General features: G+C 41.8%; 14 protein-coding genes and 1 pseudogene. 3 read left to right on the plus strand and 12 right to left on the minus strand.

Features of this window, described 5'->3' with window-relative positions; genetic code table 11:
* Nucleotides 1-63: 63 nt before the first annotated feature.
* The 9 genes from Xish_RS11280 to apt form a co-directional block, all read right to left on the minus strand.
* On the minus strand, nucleotides 64-1,371 hold the full coding sequence (locus Xish_RS11280) for an inosine/guanosine kinase (RefSeq protein ID WP_099117940.1): 1,308 nt from the start codon (nucleotides 1,369-1,371) through the stop codon (nucleotides 64-66).
* A 183-nt stretch (nucleotides 1,372-1,554) separates the two neighbouring features.
* Nucleotides 1,555-2,667 carry an LPS O-antigen length regulator Wzz(fepE) gene (gene wzz(fepE) / locus Xish_RS11285; protein WP_099117941.1) on the minus strand — a complete coding sequence of 371 codons (1,113 nt, stop codon included), beginning with the start codon at nucleotides 2,665-2,667 and terminating at the stop codon, nucleotides 1,555-1,557.
* A gap of 140 nt (nucleotides 2,668-2,807) precedes the next feature.
* Nucleotides 2,808-3,773 (minus strand): ferrochelatase, encoded by a 966-nt coding sequence (hemH, locus tag Xish_RS11290; protein WP_099117942.1) that lies wholly within the window; start codon nucleotides 3,771-3,773, stop codon nucleotides 2,808-2,810.
* A gap of 205 nt (nucleotides 3,774-3,978) precedes the next feature.
* Nucleotides 3,979-4,626 carry an adenylate kinase gene (gene adk, locus Xish_RS11295; RefSeq protein WP_099117943.1) on the minus strand — a complete coding sequence of 216 codons (648 nt, stop codon included), beginning with the start codon at nucleotides 4,624-4,626 and terminating at the stop codon, nucleotides 3,979-3,981.
* A 170-nt stretch (nucleotides 4,627-4,796) separates the two neighbouring features.
* Nucleotides 4,797-6,686 carry a molecular chaperone HtpG gene (htpG, locus tag Xish_RS11300; RefSeq protein WP_167383285.1) on the minus strand — a complete coding sequence of 630 codons (1,890 nt, stop codon included), beginning with the start codon at nucleotides 6,684-6,686 and terminating at the stop codon, nucleotides 4,797-4,799.
* A gap of 201 nt (nucleotides 6,687-6,887) precedes the next feature.
* On the minus strand, nucleotides 6,888-7,496 hold the full coding sequence (recR, locus tag Xish_RS11305) for a recombination mediator RecR (protein WP_099117945.1): 609 nt from the start codon (nucleotides 7,494-7,496) through the stop codon (nucleotides 6,888-6,890).
* Nucleotides 7,496-7,825 (minus strand): YbaB/EbfC family nucleoid-associated protein, encoded by a 330-nt coding sequence (locus Xish_RS11310; RefSeq protein ID WP_099117946.1) that lies wholly within the window; start codon nucleotides 7,823-7,825, stop codon nucleotides 7,496-7,498. The genes recR and Xish_RS11310 overlap by 1 nt, the downstream gene beginning before the upstream one ends.
* Nucleotides 7,826-7,873: 48 nt before the next feature.
* The gene (gene dnaX / locus Xish_RS11315; RefSeq protein WP_099117947.1) at nucleotides 7,874-9,814 is read right to left on the minus strand and encodes a DNA polymerase III subunit gamma/tau; all 1,941 of its coding nucleotides are present in this window, start codon (nucleotides 9,812-9,814) and stop codon (nucleotides 7,874-7,876) included.
* 106 nt (nucleotides 9,815-9,920) lie between these two features.
* The gene (gene apt / locus Xish_RS11320; RefSeq protein ID WP_099117948.1) at nucleotides 9,921-10,472 is read right to left on the minus strand and encodes an adenine phosphoribosyltransferase; all 552 of its coding nucleotides are present in this window, start codon (nucleotides 10,470-10,472) and stop codon (nucleotides 9,921-9,923) included.
* Nucleotides 10,473-10,674: 202 nt separating this feature from the next.
* Between apt and priC the strand changes: the two genes are divergently transcribed.
* Nucleotides 10,675-11,217, plus strand: a complete 543-nt coding sequence (priC, locus tag Xish_RS11325; protein WP_099118737.1) for a primosomal replication protein PriC — start codon at nucleotides 10,675-10,677, stop codon at nucleotides 11,215-11,217.
* Nucleotides 11,218-11,237: 20 nt separating this feature from the next.
* A complete protein-coding gene (gene rsmS / locus Xish_RS11330) occupies nucleotides 11,238-11,402 on the plus strand; it encodes a pleiotropic regulatory protein RsmS (RefSeq protein ID WP_099117949.1) in 165 nt (54 codons plus the stop codon).
* 76 nt (nucleotides 11,403-11,478) lie between these two features.
* Here the strand turns inward: rsmS and mscK are convergent, their stop codons facing one another.
* The 3 genes and pseudogenes from mscK to acrR all read right to left on the minus strand — a co-directional run bounded on the left by mscK (nucleotide 11,479) and on the right by acrR (nucleotide 15,789).
* Entirely contained in the window at nucleotides 11,479-14,916 is a 3,438-nt protein-coding gene (gene mscK / locus Xish_RS11335) for a mechanosensitive channel MscK (RefSeq protein WP_099117950.1), read from the minus strand.
* Nucleotides 14,917-14,942: 26 nt separating this feature from the next.
* Nucleotides 14,943-15,122 (minus strand): annotated as a pseudogene (locus Xish_RS18980) (DsrE family protein); the annotation flags it as partial.
* 16 nt (nucleotides 15,123-15,138) lie between these two features.
* Nucleotides 15,139-15,789, minus strand: coding sequence for a multidrug efflux transporter transcriptional repressor AcrR (gene acrR, locus Xish_RS11345; RefSeq protein ID WP_141553977.1), 651 nt, complete (start codon nucleotides 15,787-15,789; stop codon nucleotides 15,139-15,141).
* A gap of 142 nt (nucleotides 15,790-15,931) precedes the next feature.
* On the opposite strand from acrR, the gene Xish_RS11350 reads away from it, so the two are divergent.
* Nucleotides 15,932-17,131 carry an efflux RND transporter periplasmic adaptor subunit gene (locus Xish_RS11350; RefSeq protein WP_099117952.1) on the plus strand — a complete coding sequence of 400 codons (1,200 nt, stop codon included), beginning with the start codon at nucleotides 15,932-15,934 and terminating at the stop codon, nucleotides 17,129-17,131.
* Nucleotides 17,132-17,133 lie beyond the last annotated feature (2 nt).

Below are 17,133 nucleotides of genomic sequence, written 5' to 3' on the forward strand. Positions count from 1 at the left end.
GATATCCCCATAACATGGGATATCCAATAAAAATAATTAAAACAATATATTAGCTTGGTAGAATCAACGTCCCCAGTAAGATTCTTCCAGACTATCCTCTTTCTCCGGCAACCCCCTAGTTAGACGCGGAGAATGCTGACTTAATACCTGATAACTCACTCTATTCGCGTACTTGCATACCTGAGCCAAAGAAGAATAGGTTAAATAAGAGCGCGCATGTTTGCTGGAATTCGGTACGTTCATGCGATGATAGTTATTGGCAGTGATATCATGCAGCAATGCAGATAATGCGCCATCCCCAGCACCATTGGTATTCATGATTTTTTCAGGCCCTCCCATATAAGGTTCAATATGGGAATAAACCCGCATTGGGTTTTGGCAATCCACCTTACGCATCGCCCGGCTGAATTCATAACGATTAAATTCTGCAATCGCACCAGGTAACAGAGGATGCAATGTTTGGCGCTTGTGTTCTTCCTCAGTATAACCCGCCATATACAATCCAGCAGGCCCAGCGGTACATAACACCAAATCCACCCAATTTAGTGCCATGTCAGCCGCTAATAAAGGATCGCTGAAACCTGTCAATTCATAAGCTTCATCTTCATTCATTGCAACCACAGAAACATGTTCAGCCAGAAAATCGCGCCACCACTGCGGATCATCTGCAATGACATATTTTGTTCCTAACGTTAATACAACAGGTACGTTATATTTCTTCGCATATTCAATGGCCTGCATCGTTGCTTCCGGCATTGGCTCACCCTGTTTACAACGCACCAAATAAGCGGTGATCACCAAAGCTGACGCTTCCGCAATAATATGTTCAGGAATGCTTTCTGGACGAAGCTGGTTCATTAATCCTGGGCTAATAGCAAATGTTCTTTCACCATTTTCTGTCACTAAGGTAAAACAGCGGCCAATTGAGCCATCGACTCCCTGAAGGTGATTTAAATCCATACGACTGGATGTATTGCAGAGATAACAATATGCATAACTTCCTATTTGGATGTTATTGCACATCGCACCAAGCAGGACAGATTTATCGTCAGCCAGCACTGAATAGTTGTGCAAAGTATTGCCGATAGTGCCACCCGCAAATTCATGGCTGATAAGATCCTTTTCTGTCAGCTCCTTGTAAAGAGCCTCGGCTACATCATCTTCAATAACTAACGAATGTCCCTGGCTTAGGTTATAACGTTGGATAAAATCTTCATCGACTTTGGCTTCAATATCAACCAATGTCTGGTCAATACCAACAATGTAGGCTTGATTATTTTCGGTATCCATCTCTTTAATGGGATGGAGCAGAGGATCTCTTAAACTGACAGGAAAATAGTGTTTAGATTTGCGTTTACCAGGGAATTTCATGATTAATTACTGCTGTAAAGCCAAAATATGCGGCATGTTAGCATAATACAGTGTGTCACAATACCGGAGAGAAATAAAAAATACCGCGTCAGGAATAAAGACAGCCAATGCTATTACAACATTGGCTGTCGAAACGTTAGCTATCAGAATATTATTGATAACATATATGAGTTATCAATAATATTAAGCTTCTTGTTTCTGGCGACTACGTACCATGTGACGCAACAGAACATACATGATAGATAAAATAAACCCGATAAAGCCTGCTCCAATCAAAATCAGCAAACGCTTAGGTGAATCTTTTGATGTTGGCTCATAAGGTTCCTGCATGTACTTGAATGGTATAAAATCAACTGTATTCACATTCACTTTTTCCAGATTTTTAATATACAACTGGCGGTTACGCAGGTCCGCATCAATTTTAGTTGGATCAGTAATTCCTTCAGTAATCTGTAACTTACGTTGCAGTGCATCAGAACCCAGCGCAATCGAATAATCTGGGTCATCCTTGATCATAGAGCCGCCATTTGATACTGGCTTTTTAATCCCGGCAGAATCGGCAAGAGAAATCGCATACTTCAATCGCTCAATATCTACGCTGCGCATATTGCCGATACGTTCCAAATCGAGGGCATAAAGCTTTTGTGAGTATTCCAGTTTCTGATGTACCATATCAACCAGTTCTTCTTTCACTTGATCACGAACCACTGAAGAGACGAATTTGATATAGCCACTTAATAGATTGTAAGCATCTTCTGCATTACCTGCACTGAAAGAGAGTTTGACTTCATCGATAATTTCATCATCTTTCTCTTTCTTAGGTAAAGTCATCTCGATGTTTTTATTGACAATTGTCTCGATCAGTTTTCTTTTTTCCTGCTCAGAATGATGATTATCCTTAGCGAGCAAAGCCTTAAAGTAATCGGTATTAACTAAATATTCTTCACGCAATACACGTGAATTATAGTTTTCAATAAACCGCTTATACATTGATCCTTCTGTCACCTTAGGATCTATATTCAGAACATGTAAATCCGTTAACGCATTTTTTAATGGCTGAAACTCTTCTAGATCCGGTTTCACTACAGCGGCTGTACTAGTCCATTTTTGTGGTAAAAATGATGCAATACCGAAACCAATAATTGCAAAAGTGAGAGATATTGCAATGATCAAATATTTTGATTGGAAGATGACAGAAAATAGTTCAAACAAATCAATTTCGTCCTCCTGCGCTGGAGGATAATAGTTTGCATTTTCTTGGTAAAAATCGGGGTGTTTAATAGGTTTATTACTCATTATCTCTATGTCCAATCCAAATAATTTTGCTTTTCTTTGATATACAAGCTTTTTTTTCGCTTATCGTACTCATCGGTTAAAAACCCATAACTTTAAAATCATACGACAATCAATGTCTACCCATAACCAGCCATTGCAAGTTATTTCATGACACTATTTACCAACTTTTCAAGCAAAGAAATGTGGGCGTCATTATCATTAAGTGCGGGGATATATTCAAACTTTTTCCCGCCAGCTTTTAAAAAGATAATTTTATTCTGTTGCTCAATCTCTTCCAACGTTTCCAAACAATCTGCCGCAAACCCCGGACATACTACTTGGACATGTTCCACACCTTGGCTCGGTAATGAAGCCATGGTTTTATCTGTATAAGGAGATAACCACGGTAAATAACCAAAACGCGACTGGTATGTCATCACAATTTTATCTGCTGGATAATTCAGTGCCTGGCTCAACAGTTTAGTTGTCGCCTTACAATCTTGTGGATAAATATCACCCATCTTTGCCAGACGTTCAGGAATACCATGATAGGAAATAATTAACCGATCAGGCTGGCCATGCTTTTCAAAGCTCTGTTCAATGGTTTCCTTTAGTGCTGCAATATAGGCAGGATGTGTGGCATAACTACGGATAAAATGCAGGCTAGGAATTGTCTGATATTCTTGTAATATTTTACTGATCCCGTCAAAAACCGCTGCCGAAGTTGTACTGGAATATTGAGGATAGAGCGGCAGTATAATGAGAGCTTCAATACCTTGTTGTAACAAACTCTCTACGGCCTGAGATAAAGAAGGGGAACCGTAAGTCATTCCCAAAGCAATAGGGATATCCGCCAACTTTTCACCCAGCAATTTCTGTTGACGACGACTATAAACTAATAAAGGAGAGCCTTCTTCCATCCAAATTTCTTGGTAAAGCTTAGCAATTCGAGAAGAACGGAAAGGAAGAATAAAACTATTCAGGATAGGTTTCCAAATAAATGGCGGGATATCAACTACCCTTCTGTCACTCAGAAACTTTGCCAGATAACATCTTATTGCTGCTGGTGTTGGCGCATCAGGTGTACCAAGGTTCACTAATAGGACACCATACTTCTTGCTACTCATTCCTCAGAGCTCCATTAAAATGACTGACAATCTAGTATAAAGCACGAATGATAGTTACATGTAACATTTCATGGAGTAAATTTCTCTAGGTGAATGAGAAAAAGTCAGGCGGTATAAAGGCCGCCTGTTATAACAATTCAAGAGATATCCCCTTATCTTTCAAGCAAAAGCTCAAAGTCTTTTGGGGATTATCCCTCAATCTCAATCATTCGCCCAGAATGTTAACCAGCTCTGCGCTAACTTCTACTACTTGACGAGTGCCATCAAGTCTGAAGTATTTTGTGTTACCAGCTTGTGCTTCCTGCTGATAGTAAGAAACCAGGGGTGCAGTTTGTGCGTGGTATTCAACCAGACGTTTACGGACCGTATCTTCCTGATCATCTTTACGGATAGTCAGTTCTTCGCCTGTGGCATCATCTTTGTTTTCCACTTTTGGTGGATTGAATTTAATGTGGTAAACACGCCCTGACAGCGCATGCACACGACGACCAATGATACGTTCAACGATGATTTCATCAGGAACATCAAATTCCAGCACATAATCAACCTTGATACCCGCTTCTTTCATGGCATCGGCTTGAGGAATAGTGCGTGGGAACCCATCCAACAAGAAGCCATTATGACAATCATCTTGTTTGATGCGCTCTTTAACCAAAGCAATGACCAGCTCATCAGTGACCAGCTTGCCATTATCCATCAGTTCTTTTGCTTTCAAACCCAATTCGGTGCCAGCTTTTACCGCAGCACGCAGCATGTCACCTGTAGAAATTTGGGGGATCCCATATTTCTCCATGATAAATTGTGCCTGAGTCCCCTTACCGGCGCCTGGCGCGCCCAGTAGAATAATACGCATTGCGTAAATCCCCTTGCTATTTGCTTTTCATATTTAAAGAAAACGTACCACCATACCATTTGAATGGGGGATGGCTCAAGAAAACAGGTAAACGTTTCCGCATTAACTAAAAAAATAAACCACGCTTCAGAGAAAAATGAAGCGTGGTTTTTATCATTATCTTAATAAATTTAAGCTTTTTCAGCTAATAATAATTGATTCATACGACGAATAAACTGGTTTGGATCATCCAATGTGCCACGTTCAGCAAATAGTGCTTGATCCAATAGCAATTCCACCCAGTCAGCAAATTGAGTATCATCATCAATATCAGCCGCTTTCTTAACCAGAAGATGTTCTGGATTCAGCTCAAAGTTATAACTTACTTCTGGTGCAGTCTGGCCCGCTGCTGCAAATAGCTTCGCCATTTGGGTGCTCATCGCATTGGTGTCAGTGGTTACAATAGCTGGAGTATCTGTCAGACGATGGGTCAGTTTCACATCTTTCACACGCTCACCCAGCAGCGTCTTCACACGCTCAATGAATGGCTCCAGTTTTTTGTCTGCTTCTTCTTGCTCAGCCTTGTTTTCATCCGCCAGTTTGTCTAGGGATTCATCAGCTTTGCTGACAGATTGGAATGATTTACCATCAAATTCAGTCAGGTAACTCATCATCCATTCATCAATACGGTCAGACAGCAACAGAACCTCAATGCCTTTCTTACGGAATAGTTCCAAGTGTGGGCTATTCTTCGCCGCAGCATAACTGTCTGCTGTAATGTAATAAATCTTCTCCTGCCCTTCTGCCATACGGCCAACGTAATCTTCCAGAGAAACGGTTTGAGCGGAGCTATCATTATGAGTTGTAGCAAAGCGCAGTAACTTAGCAATAGCTTCTTTGTTTGCGCCATCTTCGGCTGGACCTTCTTTCACCACCAGGCCGAACTGCTGCCAGAAGGTCTGATATTTTTCTGCGTCGTCTTTTGCCAGTTTATCCAACATTTGTAATACACGTTTAGTCAGCGCGCTGCGTAGGTTACGTGTGATTGAACTATCTTGCAAAATTTCACGAGAAACGTTCAATGGCAGGTCGTTGGAATCGATAAGACCACGGACAAAGCGCAGGTAATTTGGCATGAATTGTTCAGCTTCATCCATGATGAATACACGCTGTACATAGAGTTTCAGGCCATGTTTATGTTCGCGGTTCCACATATCCCACGGTGCTTGGGAAGGAATATATAGCAGGCTGGTGTATTCCTGCTTACCTTCAACGCGGTTATGACTCCAAATCAGGGAGTCAGTAAAATCATGGGAGATGTGCTTATAAAACTCTTGATACTCTTCATCACTGATTTCAGCTTTATTACGAGTCCACAGCGCTTGAGCCTTGTTGATTTTTTCCCATGTAACGGTAACTGAGTCGTCTTCTTCGTTTTTAGTTTGGGTTTCGATTTCAACTGGCAAGGCAATATGATCAGAATATTTGCCAATGATAGAACGCAGACGCCAGTCATTAAGGAACTCGCTTTCCTCATCTCGCAGATGCAGGGTGATTTCTGTACCACGCTCTGCTTTTTCAATATCGGCAACGGTGTAGTCACCTTCTCCTGTTGACTCCCAGAATACACCTTGTTCAGCGGGAGCCCCTGCTGCACGAGTACGTACGGTGACCTTGTCAGCGACAATAAATGCAGAGTAGAAACCGACACCGAACTGACCAATCAATTGGCTGTCTTTTGCCTGATCAGAACCAATGGATTCAAGAAATGCTTTAGTACCTGATTTTGCAATCGTTCCCAGATTATCGATCACTTCATCACGGGACATGCCGATACCATTATCGCTGATGATGATCGTTTTCTGTTCTTTATCAAGAGCCAGACGAACACGCAATTCACCATCATTTTCATACAGTTCAGGAGCCGACAATGCACGGAAGCGCAATTTGTCAGCCGCATCAGATGCGTTTGAAATCAGTTCACGGAGAAAAATTTCTTTATTGGAATAGAGAGAGTGGATCATCAATTGCAACAGTTGTTTGACTTCAGACTGAAATCCACGGGTTTCTTGATCTTTCATACTCATTTATTACCTCAATCTAAATCCAGTTCAGATATGTAAAATCGGACGATGATCATCAAATGGGGATAAATATGGAAAGTTTCAAGTTAAGACAACAAGAAGAATGTAAAATTAATTTGATAAGTGGGTAAATCGGCTATGGACGGCGGCATAATCATACCACCATCCATTAAAATCCCCCATTCACTGGGAACAAAATCACAAATCTGTGATTTTTTGACGGCCAGCCAGCGAATGAGACAGTGTTGTACCATCCACCATTTCAAGTTCGCCCCCCACTGGAACACCGTGAGCAATTCGGCTGGCTGTCACACTATATTGAGAGCACATTTCTGCAATATAGTTTGCCGTTGCCTCTCCTTCGACAGTTGGATTAGTTGCCAGAATGATTTCTGACAAGGTTTCAGAAGATAAGCGTTCTTCTAAACGATCTAAACCAATATCCATTGGCCCAATACCATCCAATGGCGATAAATGCCCCATCAGGACAAAATAACGTCCCGCAAACTGACCCGTTTGTTCGATGGCATGAATATCCGCGGGACTTTCCACTACACAGATCTGACCATTCTGCTGACGACGGGGATTGGCGCAAATTGTGCACTGTTCCTGTTCCGTGAATGTCCGGCAATCCTGACAGTGACCAATTTCAGACATCGCTCGCGTCAATGCCTGTGCTAGTCGCATCCCACCACTGCGATCTCTCTGCAATAGATGAAATGCCATCCGCTGTGCAGATTTTGGGCCTACACCAGGCAAACAGCGCAGGGCTTCCATCAGGGATTCAAGAAGAGGACTGGTTTGCATTAGAATGGCATCTTAAACCCAGGTGGTAATTGCATTCCGTTGGAAACACTGGCCATTTTTTCTTTCTGAGTTTCTTCAATACGACGAGCTGCATCATTGAATGCCGCTGCGATCAGATCTTCCAGCATATCTTTGTCATCGTCCATTAAACTTGGATCGATTTCAACCCGACGGCAGTTATGTGCACCATTAATAGTGATTTTTACCAGACCCGCGCCAGATTCGCCTGTAACTTCCAGATTTGCAATTTCTTCTTGCATTTTCTGCATTTTTTCTTGCATCTGCTGGGCCTGTTTCATCAAATTGCCCAAACCACCTTTACCAAACATAATTCTCTCTCTTCGCTATAGCCACAGCATAAAAATACACTACGGCAGTTAAACAGGCCGGATACTTTCTTCATCCAATTCTGCATCGAATAGCTGCTGAAGTGTTTGAATCGTTTTATCCGAAATAATGGATTGACGCGCTTGTGCCAATTTTTCTTCATAAATGGCTTGCCGCCACTCCAGAGGCGTTTTTACCGCAGGATTATCATCTTCAATGATAATGAGTTCAATAGGTTTTCCATGCAATTCACTTAATGCTTCGGTCAACGCTTTCTGAGCCGATGCTGAATTAAGATGACGCTGCTTTGAACGTAAATGCAGACAAAGACGATTTTCATCAAGCTGTTCTTTAAATGCATTCAGTGCTACCTGCTGGACCAATTTTGGAATATGCAGTTTATCAATTTCCGCAGCCCATGGATCTCTTTGTTTTGATTCACTGGCCAGCTTTTCAACCAACTCTGCTGTTTTTTCGTGCTCCAAAGCCGCTTTGATCGATTTTGGCGTCGCAGTTGGGTGCTGTTTTTCTTCTCCAGTATTCGTTGCCCGCCAGCGATAAGCTTCTTTTTTTACCGGATTAACCGGCTTAGGCTGCTGTGTTTTAGGGATATGAGATTGAGACCGCTGTTCTGCCACCATCACCAACCGCTCCAGCGCCGAACTTGCCGGCTTTGCCTTTGCAGACTCTGCCGGCTCAGGCTTTTTTGGTAGCGTACTTCCTTGACGAGTCAGCGAATTTTTCGCTTGCAATAGTTTCGCGGTTGGGCTGTTTGCAATGGAGGACTCATTGCCCATCGGTGGTGGTATTTCATGCTCAGCGCGTTCATTTGTTTCATTATTTGAAGAAAATTGTGGCGCTACAGGGTGTTCCACCGCAGGTGGTAATGTTTCTTCAGTGACTGTTTTTGGATGAAAAGCCAAGGCACGCAATAATGCCATTTCAACTCCCATCCGTCGTTCTGGCGCATAAGGAAGCTCCTTGCGCCCTACCAGTAACGCTTGGTAATAAAGCTGCAAATCAGTCGGAGAAATTGATCTGGCCAGTAAACGTAACCGCCCTTCCATTGAAGAAGGATCACTTGCAGGTTGTTGGGGTAATAGCTGGAGCATAGCAATCCGATGCAACAGCGATAGTGTTTCAACCAGCAGGTTTTCCCAATCTACGCCACGAGTTGCGACTTGTTCCACCAGAGCCATCATTTGTTGACCATCTGCACGCACCAGCGATTCAATCATCGCCAATGGTTGGTCATCGTCCAGCGTTCCCAGCATCTGGCTGACGATATCTGATGTCAGTTTCCCTCCACCAAGGGCAATAGCTTGATCCGTTAAGCTCAGAGCATCACGCATACTGCCATCCGCTGCACGGGCAAGTAGCTGACGGGAACGAGCATCGCTTTCTATTTGCTCTGCATTAAGGACATGTTCCAATTGGCTACTAATTTGATCCACATCGAGTATTTTAAGATGGAATTGCAAACAGCGTGAAAGAATAGTCACTGGCAGTTTCTGTGGATCGGTTGTTGCCAGAAGAAATTTCACATGTTCCGGTGGCTCTTCCAATGTCTTCAACAATGCATTGAAACTATGGCGGGAAAGCATGTGAACTTCATCAATAAGGTAAACTTTGAAACGACCTCTGGCAGGCGCATACTGGACATTGTCCAGCAATTCGCGGGTATCTTCTACTTTTGTTCGGGAAGCAGCGTCGATCTCAATCAGATCCACAAACCGTCCCTGTTCAATTTCAAGACAATTAGTACACTGACCACATGGAGTCTTGGTTATACCCGTTTCGCAATTCAGTCCTTTTGCCAGCAAACGTGCAATAGTAGTTTTTCCCACGCCACGAGTGCCGGAAAAAAGATAAGCGTGATGAAGGCGTTGATGTTCGAGACCATTCGCCAATGCAGTCAGCACATGTTGCTGACCAATCACGTCAGAAAATATTTGTGGGCGCCACTTACGGGCAAGTACCTGATAGCTCATGAATACCGAGGAAATTGAACATGACTGCCTATCATGCTAGCACAGCCTCACCACTAACGGCGAGGCTGATATATCAATATGTGTCAATAATGCAAAAAAAGAATAATTAGTGGCTGGGAAATTCAACGATGGTGTAGCTATCAATGCCTTGTTTTTTCAAACGTTCAACGCCACCTAAATCCGGCAATCCAATAATAAATGCCGCTTCATAAACTTGACCACCCAGACGACGGATCAGGCGAACAGTCGCATCGATGGTGCCTCCCGTTGCAAGCAGATCATCAATAACCAGAACTTTATCCCCGTCCTGCATACTGCTTTTATGGATTTCTAATGTATCTGTACCATATTCCAGATCGTAAGTTTCACTCAGTGTTTCACGCGGTAATTTACCTTTTTTGCGAACAGGAACGAAACCAATTCCCAGACGCAGTGCCACAGGCGCTCCGAATAAGAAACCACGTGCTTCAGTACCCACAATTTTCGTGATGCCTTTATTCTGATAACGAGCCACCAATAAATCTATCGTAGCTTGGTAAGCTACTGGATTATCGAGCAATGTGGTAATGTCACGAAAAAGTATTCCCGCTTTTGGATAATCAGGGATTGTTTCGATACTATCTTTAATTAATTGCAGTTGTTGTGCGTTAGCGGTCATAATCAATGCCAGCCAGATTTAAAAAGAAAACGGTAAAATCTATTCAAACTGCCGAAAAAAAGCAACTACTGAGCAAGTCTCTGCTTATATTTTGTTGACGTAAGTCAAGCTTCATCTTAGCAAATGCGGTGTTATGGCAACCGGATTTGCGAAGCTAATTAAAAGCTTTAACAGACAGATTATCAATGATAATGAGATGCTTATGGGCCTACAAAATTTATTAAGTGCACTTGAAAAACAAGTCAATATTCTGGAAAAAGAACTCGCTTTACTGCCTGATATCCCTTTTTCTACCGCCCGTTTTGATCAAGTATTATTCCACCACCGCAGCAATAAACTCAGTGGATACCTGCAAGAAATCAGACAAAATATGGAACAGTTGAAAGCCTGTGTAAGCGATTATCGAATTGAACAAGTGAAATTTCTTGCCGAGCGCTTAGTAACACAAATTGAGGCACTTAAACGTGAGATATCAACCCAAACTCTACGAAAACAAGAAGATAAATTTGGGCGCCGAACACAAGAACAAGATCTTTATCAACGTCTGGCAGAACATCAAGATTATGAACGTCGTTTAATGGCAATGATTGATGACAGGGAATTGCAGTTAAACAAACAAACTACACTGACTAATAAGCACAAACTGCAAAAAGAAATTGCCGCCTTGGCTGGTAGGCTCGCCCGCTGTCGTCAGGCATTAATGCGGATCGAGAAGTCGATAGAAAAGCAAGAGCATTCAATCTAATCACAAAGGAAGAAGCCGTTATGGCTCTAGAACAAGCACCACCTGAAGTACAACTGGCAGTAGATCTTATTTATCTGCTTGAATGTAACGAAATTTCTCCTGATATCGCATTGGCAGCACTAGAAATTGTCCAACACGATCTTCAGGAAAAATTGAAAAAACAGGCACAGAAATCTGAGGAATAAGCTTAATTAATGCTTACTCCTCAGGCTTCTTGTTTAAACGAAAAACAATTTAAACAAAAACAAACTAGAAAATGGCTTAAGGTAAAAATGGTTTATCACCAGATGAAAATTTTTTATCTGACCGATAGTTCTCATCATTCAATGGCTTCTGTACCTCTTGCAAACTATCACCTTGCCCATTGTGTAAGTAAACTTCTAGCTGATTGAATGCAATATTGATATTGTTTTCCCGACATAATTTATCAATATTGCGGTTAACTTCGTCTACAGTACGGCTACGATCACCTAATTCTCGAACATAAAGCCTCAATTCATGATCCAATGTACTGGCACCAAAATTCATAAAGTAGACTTGTGGCCCTGGCTCACTCATTACGCGGGCATTTTCACTTGCCGCTTTTAACAAAACCTCTTTGACCTTATCAAGATCAGAGCCGTATGCAACACCAACCTTAATAATAATCCGTGTAATGGTATCGGAAAGTGTCCAGTTAATTAGACGTTCCGTCACAAATGCCCGGTTAGGGATAATCACTTCTTTGCGGTCAAAATCTGTAATCGTCGTCGCACGAATACGAATTTTACTGACAGAGCCAGAATAATTCCCTATCGTTACTGTATCGCCAATACGGACAGGGCGTTCGAACAAAATAATTAAACCCGAAACAAAGTTGGCAAAGATTTCCTGTAAACCAAAGCCTAAACCAACCGAAAGTGCCGCCGCTAACCATTGTAATTTATTCCACGAAACACCCAATGTTCCTAATGCTGTAATTCCGCCGACGCCAATGATTAGGTAAGTCAGTATCGTTTTAATGGCATACGAAGAGCCTTGTTGCAACTGCAAGCGGGATAACACCAATACTTCCAGCAGACCTGGCAAGTTTCTCATCATGACCCAAGAAATGACCAACATCGCTATTGAAAGTACCAAGTCTTTCAAAGTCACGTGATTCAGGACATTGCCCAGCTCTGTTGTAGTGCTGTACTGCCACAAGTTGATCCCATCAAGATAAGAAAATACGGTCACCAGATCAGACCAAATCCAATAAAATGCACCTAAAAAAATCAGAAACAGCACCATGGTAGTTAAACGCAATGATTGCTGATTAATGCGATCTAAAGCCATTGGGGGTTCTTCCGTTACTTCACCTTCTGCCCCTTCTTTCGTTAGGGATTGACGGCGAGCAACAGCACGTCGATAGGCAATGCGACGCGCTGCTATTCCTAATCCACGCAAACAGGCTTGATAACTGATATGCCAGAGAAACAGTAAATACAAACTATAGAGCCAACGTTCTGCCAGACGTAAAGTTGTGTAGAAATATCCCGATACCATCAATACCATCAGAACCAGCGGGGCAAAAGTCAATGCGGTCACTACAATGGTACGGATCACATGTGAGCTTTTTTCGCGCCATACATAGCGGCAGAATGGAAAAATAAACAGGAAGACAAAGAACAGGCAGATCAATACTGTACACTGACCAATAACATCATCAGACAGCCGCAAAGGGTATTTAGCCCCCAATGTTATCCAGAACAAAATAGGCAATAGTGTTATTGACAGACGAACAAGATTTTTTCTGAATAAGTGACAAACCGCACTGTCCAGAGAGAAATGCTGTTCCCCAATTCCATCTTTCACTAGGATCTGATAACTGCAACTATACATAATCCAAAAAAGCGCCAATTGACGGGAAAATCCCCAAATCAAATCCCCAAAATCATCACCTGATTTCGAATACCAATAACCTATCGCCAACATGATAAAAGCAAGTGGTAACGTTTTAATTAATGTCAGCATCAGTGCCAATGGGGTATGTAGTTGACTGTCATGACGAAACTGTCCCACTTCGCCCGATATTTTTTTCAACTGTTCGTTAATGCTTTTGGTTTGCCAGCGTAAAAACAGGCCAACTAATACAAGAGGAATAACGAAATGAATAGAGTTTTTTAGCCCCGTAATCAGTCCGTTAAGCGTTAAGCGAATTTCCAGATGACTTAGTTCTTCTTGAATGAGTTCGGGCAAGGATTTCAACCACACCACATTCATTGGTTTGTTACTGTTAACCCAAAAGATTTGCTGGACAAGGGTTTGCTCTAGTGATTCAGAAACATCCAACAACTGTTGCTGATCCATTTGCAAGTTAATGGCATGAGTAATCTGATTTCCTAACTGGTTATTGAGCTGCTCTAAAAGTTCACAGTGCACTTCCAATATCTGGTTGATAGCATTATGTATTTCATCCACCATTCCATTGGATGCATTTTTTATTTGGTAATGGTTATTACTCAATAAATGATTGACATAGTCATTCCCTTGACAGAGCCGGTCTCGTTCCTGATTAATTTCAAATTGCTCTAGGCGTAAATCTGCTATTTTCGTTGGTAAATCTTTTGTCAGCACATCCTGTGGTATTTTCAACTGTTCCTGAAACAGGATCCGTGATAACAATAGGCTGCCACGTAATACCTTTATTTGTTCTTTAAGATTACGCTCTGATTGGATGGCTCGCTCCAGAAAGTTTTTAATACGAATACTTTTCTGTGCCAGTTGGTTATTGTCACGTGTTGCTGCAATCAACTGTTTACTCAGTTCACGATTATGTTCAATTTCTGCCTGAACTAATGAGTTATCTTGAATATGTAAATTTTTACCATCCTTAGTTTGCGCTTCTTTCGCGGTTTCTTCAGAAAGAATCAGGCGCTTTCCACTCATCACATTTTGAATAGACTGAACATTACTTTCCAACTGTTCAATTTGGCGAGTTGTATAATCCCGTTGCCGCTGTAAAAGTGCTTGTAACTGAGTATTTGCTTGTAGAGATTCTTTTTGATACTCATTTTGCTGAGTCAAAAAAAGTTGTTCTACCTGCAATAATTCTATCCGGGTAAGGCTCAATTCTGACTGTTCAGTCAATGCATTATTGAGTTGGTTGCGAATCTGCTGCAATCTTTGCATGTTACGGAATAGCGCATTTTGCACGCGTTCTGGCTGAGTTTGTAGCCCAATCAACTGGCTGTTGTAGCTGGCAAGATTTTCCTGTGCCTGCTGCAAATTATACCATGTGCTATTCAGTTTAGATTCGAGCTGCTTTAAGGACTGTGTTTCTAGTGACTGCTGATATGCATCCTGCTGATCGTTATTTTTTAGATTTTCAAGTTCAGCCGTAATTTGATGTGATTTTTGTGGCACATTTTGCACATTTTTCCTGAGTAGAGCGAAATCTAGCTTCAATTGGTCTATTTTATCGAAGAAAGAGAGCGACTTTTCCAAATCAGCTATCGATATCTTTTCTTCAACGGTATGCTCCTTACGTTCTGTCAGGAACTTAAGTTGATTTTGAATATCATTACGGGTTGGAACATCGCTGCCGGCAGCCGCATTTACCGAAAAAAAGAGAGGTAACAGGAAAAAAAACAGTATAGCGGAGAAACGTATTGCAGAGAATTTGTTACACAAACTCCCCTTATTAAGTAAAACACCCAAATATCGGTTAACTGAAACCATGAACTCATCTACTCATCATTTGCCGCGCCATCAACCAATGTCAGTTCGCTAATTTCTCTGGCATCAGTACAGGTTTTGATCAATCTAACGTCGACACTTTGTGCCATCAAAATTTCCAGCATTTGTTTTAAATTATAGCTTTCTTTAGGCGCTTGCCAGGCCAAACCCGCGGCTACAGCATCAGACATTAAGAACAATTTCAGTTCTCTGCGGACGCCGTGTTCAAAATTTGTTTTCTTCGCTGTTCCGTAAATGGTGGCTGTATTTAAGTGTATCAATGAAACTATCCACCAAATGAGCTGATTGCTCTTGAATATTAAAACTATCCGGTGAGAATGACCAGTTCTCAAATATCCCTGTCATCAATGCTCTCAACATGATGGCAGAACGCCTAAGATCAAGATTATAGGGCAGTTCTCCAGACTGAATACAAGCAAATAACATTTTTTCAATCTTCTTGTGATCGGAAATACAGATCTCCCGAATATCCTCTACTAGCGAAGATATTTCTCCAACGAATTCACATTTATGGAAAAAAATTTCCATTAATTGACGAATCTGATAATCATCAATCATCATTCTTAACATGGAAATTAATAAATATCTCAATGCAATAAGTGGATTATCAGGATATTTTGATTGATACTCTTTCTCTAGTTCGTCTATTTTATGCTCTGGCATTCTACAAACAACAGAAAGTAGATCTGTTTTATTTTTAAAGTGCCAGTAAATTGCTCCGCGCGTTACACCAGCGGCAGTTGCGATATCGGATAGCGAGGTAGCAGAAACACCACGCTCAGAAAAGGTTTTTATCGCAGCATCTATGATTTGCTGACGAGTTTGATTTGCTTGCTGTTTAGTTTTTCGTGCCATTTTAGTGCCATAAACTTTGTTTTTGACCGAGGCTGATTTACATACATTCATGTATGTTTGTACTATAGCACTCATTAACCAACGAAGTAATGATTTCACTTGTTAGATTAACGAATCAACATTGAAAAATTGAGGTTTACTTATGCGAAAAAACAGGGGAGTTTTGCCTCTGGCCACATTACTGGTAATTTCAGGTAGTTTCATTCTTTCAGGATGCAATGACAATAAAAATACACAGCAAGGGGCTGCAGGCCAGCATGTTCCTGAAGTTGGTATCGTAACGCTGAAGGCAGAACCTCTAACGGTCATCACAGAATTGCCAGGCCGCACCTCGTCTTATCGTGTTGCCGAGGTTCGCCCCCAAGTCGGCGGCATCATACTGAAACGTAACTATAAAGAAGGAAGTGATGTGGCTGCTGGTGAGTCGTTATACCAAATAGATCCAGCGACTTATCAGGCAGAATATAGCAAAGCAAAAGCAAGCTTAGCCAGAGCGCAAGCCAATGAGAATGTTTCCCGCTTAACCGTTGAACGTTATCAATCCTTGCTAGGCACACAATACGTGAGTAAACAGGAATTTGATAAAGCAAATTCAGAATATGCTCAGGCAAAAGCAGATGTTCAGTCCTCTCAGGCTGCATTGGAAAATGCCAGAATCAATCTGGCATACACCAAGGTAACCTCCCCTATTTCTGGGCGTGCGGGTAAGTCTACCGTCACAGAAGGAGCACTGGTTTCTGCGGGTCAACCAACAGCTCTGACGATTGTTCAGCAGTTAGATCCTATCTATGTTGATATCACTCAATCAAGTGACGACTATCTGCGCCTCAAAAATGAAATTGCAAAAGGAACAGTTCAAAAAGAGAGCAAAAAGACCAAAATCCGCCTAATAACTGACACAGGGCAAGAATACAGCCAAGAAGGTTACCTGGAGTTTTCTGACGTGACGGTTGACGAAACAACAAGCTCTATCACTATGCGCGCTGTGTTCCCAAACCCGAATGAAGAATTATTGCCAGGTATGTTTGTTCGCACCAAGTTAGAAGAAGGTGTGCGCAAAAATGCGATTTTGGTTCCTCAGCAAGCTGTTACCAGAACACCTCGTGGTCAAGCAACCGTACTGATTGTAGATAAAGATAACAAAGTAGAATTGCGCAATATCAACGCTACTCAGGCAATTAGTAACAAGTGGTTGGTGACAAAGGGTCTGAAAGCTGGAGATAAAGTAATCGTCACAGGATTGCAGAAAATAGCACCAGAAATAACGGTCAAGCCGACGGAAATAGATTTGAATGCTAATCCTACGGCTAATCAAGCTGAGTCTGCAAAAAAGCCTCAATAAGG

It is taken from the genome of Xenorhabdus ishibashii, assembly GCF_002632755.1.
GTDB classification, from domain to species: Bacteria; Pseudomonadota; Gammaproteobacteria; order Enterobacterales; family Enterobacteriaceae; genus Xenorhabdus; species Xenorhabdus ishibashii.

Excerpts from the sequence above, each read along its gene's own strand:
- Xish_RS11280 (WP_099117940.1), bottom strand. The coding sequence starts at position 1,371 with ATGAAATTCCCTGGTAAACGCAAATCTAAACACTATTTTCCTGTCAGT.
- hemH (WP_099117942.1), bottom strand. The coding sequence starts at position 3,773 with ATGAGTAGCAAGAAGTATGGTGTCCTATTAGTGAACCTTGGTACACCT.
- adk (WP_099117943.1), bottom strand. The coding sequence starts at position 4,626 with ATGCGTATTATTCTACTGGGCGCGCCAGGCGCCGGTAAGGGGACTCAG.
- htpG (WP_167383285.1), bottom strand. The coding sequence starts at position 6,686 with ATGAAAGATCAAGAAACCCGTGGATTTCAGTCTGAAGTCAAACAACTG.
- recR (WP_099117945.1), bottom strand. The coding sequence starts at position 7,496 with ATGCAAACCAGTCCTCTTCTTGAATCCCTGATGGAAGCCCTGCGCTGT.
- Xish_RS11310 (WP_099117946.1), bottom strand. The coding sequence starts at position 7,825 with ATGTTTGGTAAAGGTGGTTTGGGCAATTTGATGAAACAGGCCCAGCAG.
- dnaX (WP_099117947.1), bottom strand. The coding sequence starts at position 9,814 with ATGAGCTATCAGGTACTTGCCCGTAAGTGGCGCCCACAAATATTTTCT.
- apt (WP_099117948.1), bottom strand. The coding sequence starts at position 10,472 with ATGACCGCTAACGCACAACAACTGCAATTAATTAAAGATAGTATCGAA.
- priC (WP_099118737.1), top strand. The coding sequence starts at position 10,675 with ATGGGCCTACAAAATTTATTAAGTGCACTTGAAAAACAAGTCAATATT.
- rsmS (WP_099117949.1), top strand. The coding sequence starts at position 11,238 with ATGGCTCTAGAACAAGCACCACCTGAAGTACAACTGGCAGTAGATCTT.
- mscK (WP_099117950.1), bottom strand. The coding sequence starts at position 14,916 with ATGGTTTCAGTTAACCGATATTTGGGTGTTTTACTTAATAAGGGGAGT.
- acrR (WP_141553977.1), bottom strand. The coding sequence starts at position 15,789 with ATGGCACGAAAAACTAAACAGCAAGCAAATCAAACTCGTCAGCAAATC.
- Xish_RS11350 (WP_099117952.1), top strand. The coding sequence starts at position 15,932 with ATGCGAAAAAACAGGGGAGTTTTGCCTCTGGCCACATTACTGGTAATT.